Here is a 13,357-nt window from a genome sequence, read left to right on the forward strand (position 1 = left end):
GGTTGTTTGGTTGTTGGTTACAGGTTGTTTGGTTGTTGGTTACAGGTTGTTTGGTTGTTGGTTACAGGTTGTTTGGTGGTTGGTTACAGGTTGTTTGGTTGTTGGTTACAGGTTGTTTAGTTGTTGGTTACAGGTTGTTTGGTGGTTGGTTACAGGTTGTTTGGTTGAACGCGCACCCGTGGCCTTTTGGCCAAGGTTACAGGTTGTTTAGTTGTTCGCCAAAGGCGTGCTGATCAGGTACAGTCTTCTTTGACGCTGATTGCATTAAAACCCTATTGCCTATTGCCCATTGCCTATTGCCTCTTGCCCATTGCCTCTTGCCTATTGCCCATTGCCCATTGCCTCTTGCCTTAAAAAAATAAGCAATGTCGCTCAAACGTTTCTGAAAATTGCTATATGGATGTGCCAACTTTTGTATTAGCTTCAGCTTCTAAAGCTCGCAAACGATTATTGCAAACTGCTGGTATTGAACCGGTGGTCTGCCAAAGCAATTTTGACGAATCTCAAGTGCAGCATCCAGAGCCAGCAACCTTAGTGCAGATTCTAGCTGAACAAAAAGCAAAAACTGTTGCTGATCAATTTAGTGACGCTCTGGTATTAGGCTGTGATTCTGTATTGAGTATGGAGGGTAGGATTTATGGCAAACCCCCTAACCCCTCTGAAGCAATCGCTCGTTGGCAACAGATGCGAGGGACTACTGGAGAACTCTATACAGGTCATGCTTTAATTGACTTATCTCGGAACAAAACCATAGTGCGCTGTGGTGTAACTCGAGTTTATTTTGCCAATGTAAGCGATCGCGCTATAGAAGCCTATGTTGCTACTGGTGAACCCCTTAAATGTGCTGGTGCCTTTGCTTTGGAAGGTAGAGGGGGACTCTTTGTTGACAAAATCGAAGGCTGTCATAGTAATGTTATTGGTCTTAGCTTACCCCTACTCCATCAAATGTTAAAGGAACTAGGATATGAAGTTACTGATTTTTGGAAATAGGCATAGTAATTGGTGATTAGTCATTTGTTGTAATTACCAGTAGACTGTTAGCTGACTACTAAAAACTAAGAACTAAGGATTAGGGCAACAAAAAAATCTATGACCACTAAAGACGACTTTAAACAACAAATCAAGGCAGGTAACATTAGGGATGCCCTGACCCTATCCCTAGGTGAAGCCGTGGAGTTAGAAATTACCACTTGGGTATCCTCATCTAGCCCAGCTCCTCATTCCTCAGCCGAGCTAGACCAGCCAACCTCTGATTGCCAAATGCGTACTCGCATGAATATTATTGATGGTGAAATCAACAACGAAGTTGGTTCACAGTTTATGGGCAATGGGCCTTACACTGAACTGAAGCAATTTCACCTACAGCAGGTACAACAAGGACGCCAGACTATTCAGCAAAATTTGGAAAATTTGCAACAACTGTTTACTGTTCTGAGTACTACCATGGGTCGGCTACCTCAAGGCTCTGATCTAGCTACTGATAGTAGCTCTAGGCTATCTACTAAAAAAGGGAATAGGGAATAAGGAAACAGAAGGAAGTGTGGGAAGTGTGGGAGTTGTGGGGAGATGGGGAGATGGGGAGATGGGGAGATGGGAAATCAGATGCTAGTTGAATGCCAAGTCTGACAGTGGCCCATCCGACTCCTTGTCAAAACTAAACCTGAGACTTTTATCTCCATCGCAGAAGTAACAGAGTCCAAGATTTCTCAAAGGGTGACAACAAAGCTCAAACCTAGGCAGGTTTTAGGTTTTAGGTTTTAGGTTTTGGGTTTAATGAGCGCAACTCGTGTTGTTGTATTTTCCAGCAGTTGAAGCAATTTTCACCAATCCAACTGCATAGATAGTTTTAATCAATTCATCCCGCAAGGGCAATCTTACCTAAAACCTAACCCCATTAACCTAACCCCTGTAAGATTTTAAAGAGCGCTTGTCACCCCCTGAGCCAAGATTTAAGGTTATTTTAGCACAATTCGAGGATCTAGAGGATATATTTTGCAAATCGAACACGATGTAAAGTTTTATAATAAATCTTTCATTGTCACAGTTTTTATGATAATTGGATAATTGCCCAAATCCTGTTAATGTTTTTTTCTTGTTGAATCAAAGTAAATTTGATAGGATTGCCACTGGTTAATGATTTTTTATGACTGCAAGCTAAAAGTGTAGTCAAATTAAGCCTGTCAAGGATCACAATGAAAAAGATTCTTTTGTTAGCAGCACTATTGTTTTGTGCCGCGCTTTTGATTAGCCCTAATGCCTGGGCTACTTCCATAATTGATTTTGAATCTGTTCCTGGAGTAGATACACTTGCACCAGGAGTGGAAATCAGTACACAGTTTGAAGCAGAGTATGGTGTTACATTTTCCACTAACGAAGAGGGTACGGAATTTCCTGTACTTGCCAAAGTAGGTGATTCAGAGTTAGTAGCTTTCTATTCTTCTAACGGAGCTAATGCTGTCTCTGCCGAGGACAATGAAATGGTAGGTCAGTATTTTATCGTAACTGACCAAGCTGTTGGAGAACCAGTTGATTTAATTATCACCTACACAACTCCTGTGCAAACAGCTAGTGGCTTGATTCTTGATCTTGAAGGAACCTACCAGGAGAGCTTCACCATAACAGCTCGGGGTGAAGATGGGAACCCACTTCCCAATGGCGGAACTAAAGAATACACTGATCCAGCACCTACAGGTGCAGATTACGAATCAGGTGATGGGCGTGCCACTGAATGGTATTTCAGTTTTCTCAAACCAGTGATTAAGTCTATCAAACTTCACAGTGAAAGACCCAGAAGTAACGTAGTTGGTTTTGCCTTTGATGCCTTTTCTTCAGGCAGTTTACAATTAGCAGATGGAGATTGCGATTGCTGTCAAGACAAAACCTGTCCTCAAAATCTTGCAGCCCAATCCTATTGGTACGAAAGCGAACCTAGTTTTTCAGGTATTAAAGGCATCTCAATGCAGGTTGTTGTACGCAACAACGGTGACCGAGAAATGAATTTCAGTAACTATCCTGAAGATACCTTGCAACTATGGTCAACAAACGCAACCGGTGATTATGTCCCATACGAACTGGAGTATATTTTCAATTCCGCACCATCAGGCACTGTAGCTGTTGGTGGAACCTTTAGTTATGACTTAACCGTTGATTTGTCAAGTGCACCCCCAGAGGTAGCTGGACTAGCTTTTAGACCAGTAGACGGAAACTTCGGTACGATGCGACCCAGTGTAGGTGTAGTGGAAAGCGCAATGTTCAACTGCAACTGATAGATACATAGGGTTCACTAGTTTTACCTTAAGGTGAGAAAGGTTAAAGGTGTTATTAGTTTTTATTTAACCTTTACCCTTTACCCATAGATAACCATTAAACAAATTTAAAAAGCTAGATAACTTTAAAAAGTTAGATAAACTAGTTGATAACTAACACCAACTCACCGGTGTGGGTTTTCAGCTTTTTTGTACTAAGCTGTTAGGGATTTTAATCCCTAACAGCTTATAGTTTGTTGATCCATCAAAAGACGGTGTACTGATATAGCACTACGCACTATGGTTAAGACAAATGAATGAAAAATAAAATAGCTCAATCCCTTGATTAGTAAGCTTTTTTCTTCACTATTGCGCTTCATGCCTATTGCTAGCATGCCTGGCGCGTAGCGCTATAAACCTGCTGGATTGATGGGTATACCAATAGCCCGTCTTCCATGTACTCATCGGGTTTTGAATCAATTTTTACTGCCAGTGCATAACCCCGTTCTAAAAGTTGATGACCGATTGACGCTCCTACACTTCTCTACCCTTGTAAGGGTAGGCTTCTAGCACCCCAGCAGGCTACTAAAACTTCTTTCTCCTTTGGAGACCCTGGGCGAAGGAGGTACTATTGGTTACAGGACTATCAATAACTGGATTTCCTCAGGGCACGTTTTATAGTGAGGAACACGTTCGGCCTGACTTGTAATAAAATTGATCGTTGTTACTGCCCCAGATTTTTCTGCTATGTAATCCAGTAACTTCTTATATGTTCGGTAAAAATTAAAATTAATTCCTGGTTCCCATTCAACAACCGCTCCCCTATCGGGTATGACGTGAGGCAACTGCTGGCTGAATGCTAACCCACTAAGCCTAACATTGAATCCATGTATTGGGGTGATCTGCTACTTCGGCGACAGACAAAGTGTTCAGCAGTAATGGGCGCTGCTAGGTTGCTCAATTCGTTGTCATCTGATATATATTTAACCTAAATAATTGTAAGTAACCGAGTGTTTGTTGACGGTTGACGGTTGGGTGTTCACAGTCAGCAAGAAACTCTCAACAACAGCTATATCTTTTAAATAATCCCATGATTACAACCCAAGGGTGGCTGTGGGAATATTAAAAATTATTCATAATTAGTCAATCTAAACTAAATTACAAAACTACCCTAATAAGCGCGAGTATAGTATTATGGCTCCTAGCGATGACTTCAGACAATACCTTAAGACAGGGAATATTAAAGAGGCTCTTGTCCTAGCCCTGAGCGAAGCAGTTGATTTGAAAATTACCACCTGGGTAGCCGACACCAATGCTGATTTAGATGCAGCCCAAGCAAAACCTGGTCATCGTATGTGTACCCGCATTGATACCATTAACGGTGCCATCGACAATGAAGTGGGAGACCAGTTTATCGGCAATGGTCGCTATAGGGAACTGCGGCAATTTCACAATGATCAAGTGGCTCAAGGCAATCAAATTATTCAGAGCAACCTTAAGAGTCTGCATAAGCTCTTTGAGGTTCTACTCACTCTAGGTTACCCAACTAGCACTACTGGGGTTATAGAGCCTGAATCCCCTAGGGGTGAAACCCATTTATTACCAAGCATAGAACCGGTAACTGAAACTAGAGTAGCCATAGAGTCAGTCGAGTCAGTCGAGTCAGTCGAGTCACAAACACAGCATCCTGTCGATACAGTTACTAAAGCCGTTTTGGGGACTGGATTGGCAGCAGCAGCAGTTGCCTCTGCCTCGGAATTAGTAGCAGAACCTCCCCCAGCGGAAGTAGAACCGACTGAGGCAGCACCAGAGATACCCCCAACCATCTCTGCTGACCTTGAGTCAGTAACAGCTCCTACCCCAGGGAACCTTGATGATTCATTGATTAATCCCTACACCGTAACTGAGCCAATCATAAAACCTGGATTGGTCGATGAAGTAGTCGATGAAGTCGTTTCTGATGCTGGTTTGTTTCCAGAGACTACTGAATTGCCAGAGATTAGTGAATTGGAGGAGGAAGAAGCAATAGCAAACTTCCTAGAGGATAGGTGGTCAGAAACTGAGTCAGTCTTGGTACCTCCACCCCCCATTGAAGAGGAAACAGAGATTATTTCTGACTTTCTACCAGATACGGCACCAGAACTGGAGTCAGTCTTGGTACCTCCACCCCCCATTGACGAAGAAACAGAGATTAGTTCTGACTTTCTACCGGATACGGCACCAGAACTGGAGTCAATCTTGGTACCTCCACCCCCAGTTCCAGAAGAAACCCAGGCTAGTCCCGACACTTTCCTACAAACTGAGCCTGAAGTGCTAGAAGTCCCCTCTGCAGAACTGGAATCCTCACTGATGCCATCGACAGATAGCACCCAGGCATTAGAACCGGAAACTGAACAGGACGATTGGGATGACTCGATGTGGGAATTACTGGAGTCTGTGCCTGATGAGCAACTAACTGACCAAGACGTTTCAGAGGCAGAAATTGATCAACAATGGCAGGAATTCGTTGAAGAACAATCGGAACCTGATTTAAAGTCATCCGATGCAGTGGATAATCAAAATTGGGAACTCCTGACATTAGAAGATTTGGAGTCAACGCCCCCATCACCAGAACCCACAACTGAAGCTTCAAACCAAGAATTAGAAGATGAATGGGGTGATTTGTTTAAAGAAGATACACAACAGATTGATGAAAACCCTAACCTGCTCAGCCTAGAATCATTGGAGCTAGAAGAAAATGAGGATTGGGATGATTGGATGTTGGAACAACCGGAGGAGTCATCACTAGAATTGACAACTCCTGAGATAGATTCATTGGATGTCTCTGAGGATAATGAGTGGGAGAAATTAACGAAAAACGCTAATCCGTTCACTGCACCAAGCAATCTCAATGGATCAGCAACAGATTTAGAACTTGATGAAGACTGGGATGATTTCGCAACTGATGAACTGGAATCTTATCCATCTCTAGGAAATAGTTTGGATCTATCGGCACCTTCGGAAGATCCAGATACTTCAGAACTGACAAATGACCTAACTGATGACCATAACTTTAATCAGGATGAATCTCAAGAGTTAGATCCGTTTCTAGAAATCTCTGATATCACCGATCAATCAGAGAAAGCATCTGAGGACCTCATGGAAGACTTGTTTGACTTTCCTGTGGCACAACAGACTGAACCTGAGCCCATAAAACTTGATGATGATAATTGGTCTAGCCTGGAAGAGTCACTATTTATTAAGAAACCACGTAAACAACAGGATTAGTTTAGTTGAAATCGATAATTCCTCCACTTATATCCACTTATATTAGGGTAGTTCATATATTATTACCATGGCCGTGACCAAGACCAGAAACCGTAAGCAACCAGCAACTACTGATGCAATATCATCTTTAAAACCAGGTGCGACCCGTGGCGAATTAAATTCGTCACGGGTCGCACCTGATGTTACTTCTAGATTAGGTCAAACCCTAGATGAATTTTATAGCTCTTTGGGGGATGTCTTGATTGACATCACAGCGTTAGAAGTTAACACCATGGTAGTGGAGGAAATTAAGGGAGATAAGTTCATCCCCTGGGAAACCTACCGAGATATTTACCCGATCTCAGCAGACTATCTAGAGCAACAGGGAATTCATCAGTCTTTACGCGATCGCTACCTTGAGTTACGTAAAACCTTGGAACTAGAGTATACCGTGCTTCTGAGTGATCCCAATTCACCCTTGTATGATCCCACTGTTGTAGACCAGGCTAGAGGAAGCCAAGAAATCCTCACCGATCCCACAGTAGAACTGCACCAAATTAACACCCGACTACCAAACCCCACTCAAACCAGCAGTTCTGAGGAAATGCTTCAAGCGCAACAGATTCTTAAGAACCATCGTTTCTTACGTTGTGTGCGTAAGCTCAGTGAACTGAAAGCAGCACTGGATAGTCGAAATCAGGCATTGCTAAAAACTAATTCACACCAACCGGCAAATGTCAAGTCAATCAATGATTTAATTTGCGCCCAAACTGTGATTCAACTAGATGGTGATGTGATCAACCGCTATGCTCAGGAAATTGTTAACCATCCTGATCGAGATTTGATTCTACACATCCATAAGCAAGGAGTCACTGCTAGTCAACAGCAGTGGAGAGGATTGCTAGAATTTATTTTGGGTTTGGTACAGGCGTCAGTTAAATGGGGTAATGGTCAGAGTTTACCTTGGCGCAATTAACGCACTCAGTGTATGAAATGTCAAAACTTACCACTACCGATTAAGTAAAGCAACGCCATCCTAACCGCAACTCCACTAGTCACCTGTTGAGGGATTAAGCTAATATCGGGATCATCCATCAGCTCAGAACTAATTTCAACGCCTCTGTTAACTGGGCCAGGATGGAGAATGTGAACATTGGGTTGGCAAAGTTGGAGGCGCTCCGTGGTAATTCCATAACGCTGATGATATTCTCTCAAACTAGGCAACAAATGACTTGTCATACGTTCTTTTTGCAGCCGTAAGGTCATGACAAAGTCAGCATCTTTTAGTGCTGGTTCAATGTCCCAGTGAACATATAGCTTAGGATCAGCAATTGGTAACTGTTGCGTAGACGTAAGGGAATGGCTAGCTTGACTTGTGATCGGTACCGTTGTTTTTAAAATCAGAGGGGTTTCGGTGTACTGCCTCTGGTGAGCAAGGCTAGACTTAGCCAATAACTGTTGCTGTTGTTTTTCCCTAGGTTGTTGGAGACGAGTACTACTGTATTCAGCAAATAATTGCGGAAGTAGAGTAGGTGGTCCAGCGAGATGAACCTCTGCTCCTGTCGCCAGGAGACTCCAGATATTGGAACGGGCAACTCGTGAGTGCAAAATATCTCCAACAATGGTAATTTTTTTTCCAGCAAGCAGTTCTATGCGGGGATTGTCCCAGTCTAAGCAAGAACAAATTGTAAACAAATCCAGCAATCCTTGAGAAGGATGTTCATGTTGACCATCACCAGCGTTAAGTACACTTACCTGGACACCGAGTCGATTCATCTCAGTAGCAATAATTTGAGGAACTCCCGCCTGCCGATGGCGAATCACCATCATATTAGTTCCCATTGCCAGGTAAGTCTTTGCTGTATCAAGAATCGTTTCGCCTTTGCTTAAGGAAGATGTTCCTGGTGCAAAGTTTAGGATATCAGCAGAAAGACGTTTAGCTGCTAGTTCAAAACTGCTACGAGTACGGGTTGATGGTTCAAAAAACAAATTCGCAACCACATGACCCTGTAGTGCAGGTACCTTTTTGGTGCGTCGGGACAGTACCTCCCGAAAGCTAGCGGCAGTTTGTAAGACTGTATTGTATTCATCTGGCGTAAAATCAGCCAGGGCAAGAATATGGCGGCGAGTCCAGGTGGCATTTGCCATATAAGTCGTCAAGCAATTCAATAATTTAGCTTTGCTGCTCCTAACAGCTTTGAGAATTTCTGACACCCAGGAAAACCCTAGATATCGATTAAAGTTAGCAGGTCGAGCAGTATTACCTACTTAGTATTATTGAGCCCCAACACCTAAGATAACCTCAGCGCAAACCTGTGTTAAGGAAAAAAGCTGGTTTAATGTTCGGACAACACGGATTTGTGAACAGGTCATGACAGATTGGTGGAAGTTTTACCAATGACTAATTACTAACGACAAAACCCAACAGACCATTTTCAATTTAAATTAAGGGGTATAACCCGTCATGCCAACTGTTCAATTGTATGCTCTACTCAAGAATGTGGATCAACAGGCACACATTTTTGTTGTTGTGCTTTAATCTTTTGCTGAACTGTAACTGGTACTCCCTTCACTGCTTTGCCATAGAGGCGTTGAAACTCCCTCTCAAAATGGGCAGCCACGATCGGGCTATGAATAACTAACACCGTCTCATCGTTCCTGGTATTTGCTGCTTTTGACCAGTTGTGAGAGCCTGTAATCACTATCTTTCCATCGAGAATGGCAAATTTGTGATGTAAGACATCTCCTTCTGGCAACTGAGGCACACCGACAGTAGCAATCGGTTGACGCCAAGGACGGTTACCAGTCTCATATTTACACTTGTGAGCAACAGCTACTCCCATCATGTCCAAACCCTCACTGTAATAGCGAAAGGCAAAACTTGGCTCAATTAGCGCTTTGACCTTAACACCCTGTTGATGGGATTCCTCTAAAACATTGGTTAGCCGTTGCTCAGAAAAGACAAATAAAGCGATGTTAATGGTTTCCCTAGCCTGAGGAAGGATTTGAGCGATGGCACCATTGCTACTCTGATGCCAAGGTTTGGTAGTGGAGGTTGGAGAAAATTTGATAGCGATAGTTGTATCCCCCACAGTTGTATCCCCCCCAGTTGTATCTCCCAGTGTCACTTGCTCTACTGGTCGCCATGGCTTCTTGAGACCAAACTTACTATCTGGTTTACCGCCAGCACCATCCCCCCACATCACGTTAAATTCCTGGGTGAATTGGTTAGCTAACTCTACACTGTCAATCTTAAGTAGATTGTTGGGATTGCCACGACTTTCTCGAAACTGAAAGTCACCATGTAGATCACTAAGAGTGAAGTTTGCTGAGGTAATAATAGAAACTTTGTTATCAATAACTATAAACTTATGATGCATTAAGCCACTGCCCCGAGAACCATCCGCTGTGTCATCAATCATAGGTACACCACCATTTCCTAAGATGATTAAAGCGTCTCCTTGTGAAATTTCCGTTGCACTCAGCTGACCATCTCCGTCACGGTCGATCAATATTAGGGACTCATTGTAGCGTGAGCGTTCTCTTTGGCGCAGTTTTGCTACTGACTCAGCGGTTCGTTTACTGACTGGAAGACTGTAGTTATTGTCTAAAATGACTCTGACCTTGACACCAGCTTGCTTACGTTCTACTAAAGCTTGGGCAATTCTGGGCATACGCAACTCCTGAACCGCCACATCTACTGTTGACTTTGCTGATGCGATCGCATCCACAATCACTTGCTCCAAGTTATCTCCGTTCCGAGTTACTCCCCGGTAAGAATCGGTGTATTGGGCTGACCTACTATGATTAAAGTAAGCCTGAACCCAAGGGTCTTGGGGCAGAGGGGGTTCAAGAGACATCTGTGGCTGAGCTTGTTGACAGCCACACAAAATCAATAGTATCAGCAAAAGATAATACAAATTCCAGTAAATGCACGCTGGTTGGGAACTCAAGGCATCAAAAAACCCGATTGGATAGCTGATTTCCCCATGCTAACAGCACAATCTTCAAATAGATGCAGTTGTTGAATTAACATAAAATACCAGGGGATATCAGTTGCCATCTTGTCAACTACCCCCCCTAATTGCCTTTTTTTTATGGAATGGCTTACACCGAAGCCTAATTAGCGGGTTAGGGACTTTAACCCGAACTAGTGTCTTATGCCAAGACGAAAGAAAACATTCCCGTGTGGCCACAAGGGGTATGGTAAAACATGCCACCGATGTGATCAAAAAAACCGAGCACGGGAAGAGAAAAAACAGCAAAAACAGCAGTGGGAGTCTAGTTTTGAAGATGATCCCATTGACTTAAAAAACCTTCCTACCCATGTGGTTGTCAAAGCCCGTGGGATAATTGCTGGTTTGGAGAATCACCAAGATTACAGACAATTTGGTGGCAAGCGGCTGCGCCACAACCGCTGGATCATCAGTATTCCTGTAACTCGCAACTACCGAATGATTTGTCACGACCAGGGTAGCTTATTGGTTCCTCACGCGGTTCTTTCCCACGAGGACTATAATGTTGGAAAACCAGGTGGTTAGTTATTAGTCATCAGTTATTAGTCACTAATTATTAGTCATCAGTTATTAGTCATCAGTTGGATAGAGACCTGGAAAGGTTATATGCTGAAGGTAGAGATAGCTGGTTGCCTGAAAACCCATGCAAATTTATCTGGACTATAGCGCCAACACACCACCACGCCCAGAAGTCATTAAAACTATGCAAGATGTCCTTGCCCAGCAGTGGGGTAATCCTTCTAGCTTACACCAGTGGGGTCAGCGAGCGGCCATTGTACTGGAACGAGCTAGAATACAGGTAGCTAGGTTAATCAATGCACCAGCGGAATCGGTTACATTTACCTCTGGTGGTACTGAAGCGGATAATTTGGCAGTGATGGGGGTTGCCCAAGGCTACAAAAAACCCCAGCATATCATTATTTCTAGTGTAGAGCATTCTGCGATCGCTCAACCAGTAGCCTGGTTGGAACAGTGGGGTTGGCAAGTGACTAGGTTACCAGTGGATTCTGTGGGAATGGTCAATCCTGGTGATTTAAAAGCTGCCCTACAGGCAAATACAGTTTTAGTCTCCGTCATCTACGGTCAAAGTGAAGTAGGTACGCTCCAACCTATTGATGAACTCGGACAAATTGCTCGTCAACAGGGTGTCCTGTTTCATACCGATGCAGTTCAAGTAGCCGGACGGCTATCGATGGATGTTCAACAACTACCGGTGGATTTGCTGTCGATTTCCAGTCACAAAATTTATGGTCCAATGGGATCAGGGGCACTGTATATCCGCCCTGGTGTGGAGTTAGTGCCCCTGATCTCCGGTGGTGGACAAGAATCGCGATTGCGGTCTGGAACCCAGGCGTTGCCAGTAATTGCTGGGTTTGGCATGGCAGCAGAACTAGCAGCAGCGCACATGCTAACAGAGATACCTCGGTTAATTCGATTACGCGATCGCATGTTTGACCAACTGGCTGATACCCCCAATCTCATTCCCACTGGTTCTAGAGACTATCGCTTACCCCATCATGTTAGTTTCTGTGTGACTTCCCCTACTGAGGGGGTGACTGGCAAAACTATAGTGCGCCAGTTGAATCAGGCTGGTATTGGGATTAGTGCAGGTTCCGCTTGCCACAGTGGTAAACTGAGTCCGAGTCCGATATTGTTAGCAATGGGTTACAATGCTCCAGCTGCTTTGGCTGGAATTCGGTTAACACTGGGGCGAGATACCACAGAAGCTGATGTAGATTGGACGGTGATGGTACTCAAGCAAATTTTGGAACGACTGATGCCACAACCAGCATTATCCAAGGTCTAACTGTGTTCAAAAAAGGCTCAATTGCTCCTATGGGTAGGGTTGATTGGGCGGGATTAATGTGGCAAGACATTAGTTTTCCTTTTTCTTTTAAGCCATTAATATTAGAGTTTTTGATTAACACATAGATAGACTCATGAATGAACTTCCTTTGAGCTTAGAAGATGCGATCGCTCAAGCTAAAGAAGCGACCAAAGCCGCCCTAGATGACGGTCAAAGCAGGGTACAAGTGGAGTTGGTCTTTCCAGAAATTGCCCTGCAAGCCCAGTCAATCGCTCAAGCATTTATTCCGATATTTGAGCAGTATGGCTCCGGACTGAAAATCTTCTTTCCTGATACCGGTGCTTCAGCCCTTGCCAGTCGTGACTGGGGAGAGGTACCGTTTAAAATTACTGATGTTGGCACTAGTCGCTCCCCAGCAGAAACTAGAATTGATGAGGATGACCAAGTTTTCTTGCTAGTAGGCCCCTCTGCCGTGGAAGTAGGTCAAGTGGAAAAGATTTGTAATTTGGCTGGGGATCGCCCCTGTGTAATCCTAAATCCTCAGCTGGAAGATGTCTCAATTGTAGGGATTGGCTATGCCGCACGTCAGTTGCGCGATCGCTTCCTGAAAACTCTGGAGTCTTGTTATTATCTGCGACCCTTTCCAGGAGGGGCTCTATGGCGTTGTTACCCTTCTGTGTGGCAAGTATGGCTAGAAATTGATGATGAGTACCAGTTAGTGACTGAAGAAGCCAGCAAACCGACAGCAGAGGCTATTGAGCAAATTATACTTAAGGCAAGTCTAGCTAACACAACTAGCCCAGAAGATGCTCAAAATATACCATCTGCCCAAAAAAAACAGTCGTTATTCTCAGGTATCCAGAAATTCTTAAATGCTCTGAGTCGTTGAACTCACACTTGAACTCAGATCAGAAAAACGTTATAAAAAATCTAGCTAGGGAGGCAATAAAACCTCGTCTGTATAGATCTGGGAGTGTTAAGCTACCTCTTCGCTAGTCAGTGAGATGAAATTTTAGAACTATCATAGAGGGAAGCGGCGAACT

11 protein-coding genes are annotated in these 13,357 nt (G+C 43.8%); 9 read left to right on the forward strand and 2 right to left on the reverse strand.

Annotated elements, in window-relative coordinates; translation table 11 throughout:
- The first annotated feature begins 186 nt into the window (after positions 1-186).
- The 6 genes from AC4II3_RS03835 to AC4II3_RS03860 all read left to right on the forward strand — a co-directional run bounded on the left by AC4II3_RS03835 (position 187) and on the right by AC4II3_RS03860 (position 7,467).
- Complete coding sequence (locus AC4II3_RS03835; RefSeq protein ID WP_488013724.1) at positions 187-354, forward strand: hypothetical protein; 168 nt, start codon at positions 187-189, stop codon at positions 352-354.
- Between the two features lie 42 nt (positions 355-396).
- The gene (locus AC4II3_RS03840) at positions 397-990 is read left to right on the forward strand and encodes a Maf family protein (protein WP_488013725.1); all 594 of its coding nucleotides are present in this window, start codon (positions 397-399) and stop codon (positions 988-990) included.
- A 99-nt stretch (positions 991-1,089) separates the two neighbouring features.
- Positions 1,090-1,524, forward strand: a complete 435-nt coding sequence (locus tag AC4II3_RS03845; RefSeq protein WP_488013727.1) for a hypothetical protein — start codon at positions 1,090-1,092, stop codon at positions 1,522-1,524.
- A gap of 668 nt (positions 1,525-2,192) precedes the next feature.
- Positions 2,193-3,266: a hypothetical protein gene (locus tag AC4II3_RS03850; RefSeq protein WP_488017412.1), complete on the forward strand. Its 1,074-nt coding sequence runs from the start codon at positions 2,193-2,195 to the stop codon at positions 3,264-3,266.
- A 1,173-nt stretch (positions 3,267-4,439) separates the two neighbouring features.
- Entirely contained in the window at positions 4,440-6,512 is a 2,073-nt protein-coding gene (locus AC4II3_RS03855; protein ID WP_488010152.1) for a hypothetical protein, read from the forward strand.
- Positions 6,513-6,579: 67 nt separating this feature from the next.
- Entirely contained in the window at positions 6,580-7,467 is an 888-nt protein-coding gene (locus tag AC4II3_RS03860) for a DUF8581 family protein (RefSeq protein WP_488010151.1), read from the forward strand.
- 20 nt (positions 7,468-7,487) lie between these two features.
- Here AC4II3_RS03860 and AC4II3_RS03865 read toward each other — a convergent pair whose 3' ends face one another.
- Positions 7,488-8,639, reverse strand: a complete 1,152-nt coding sequence (locus tag AC4II3_RS03865) for an aspartate carbamoyltransferase catalytic subunit (protein ID WP_488010150.1) — start codon at positions 8,637-8,639, stop codon at positions 7,488-7,490.
- 344 nt (positions 8,640-8,983) lie between these two features.
- Positions 8,984-10,351 carry a phospholipase D-like domain-containing protein gene (locus AC4II3_RS03870; RefSeq protein ID WP_488010149.1) on the reverse strand — a complete coding sequence of 456 codons (1,368 nt, stop codon included), beginning with the start codon at positions 10,349-10,351 and terminating at the stop codon, positions 8,984-8,986.
- A gap of 300 nt (positions 10,352-10,651) precedes the next feature.
- On the opposite strand from AC4II3_RS03870, the gene AC4II3_RS03875 reads away from it, so the two are divergent.
- From AC4II3_RS03875 to AC4II3_RS03885, 3 genes are all read left to right on the forward strand, one after another.
- Entirely contained in the window at positions 10,652-11,032 is a 381-nt protein-coding gene (locus AC4II3_RS03875) for a DUF7682 family zinc-binding protein (protein ID WP_488010148.1), read from the forward strand.
- Positions 11,033-11,150: 118 nt separating this feature from the next.
- Positions 11,151-12,314: a cysteine desulfurase family protein gene (locus AC4II3_RS03880; RefSeq protein WP_488010146.1), complete on the forward strand. Its 1,164-nt coding sequence runs from the start codon at positions 11,151-11,153 to the stop codon at positions 12,312-12,314.
- A 133-nt stretch (positions 12,315-12,447) separates the two neighbouring features.
- On the forward strand, positions 12,448-13,203 hold the full coding sequence (locus AC4II3_RS03885; RefSeq protein WP_488010143.1) for a DUF1995 family protein: 756 nt from the start codon (positions 12,448-12,450) through the stop codon (positions 13,201-13,203).
- The last annotated feature ends 154 nt before the right edge of the window (positions 13,204-13,357 follow it).

Source organism: Moorena sp., from assembly GCF_982860115.1.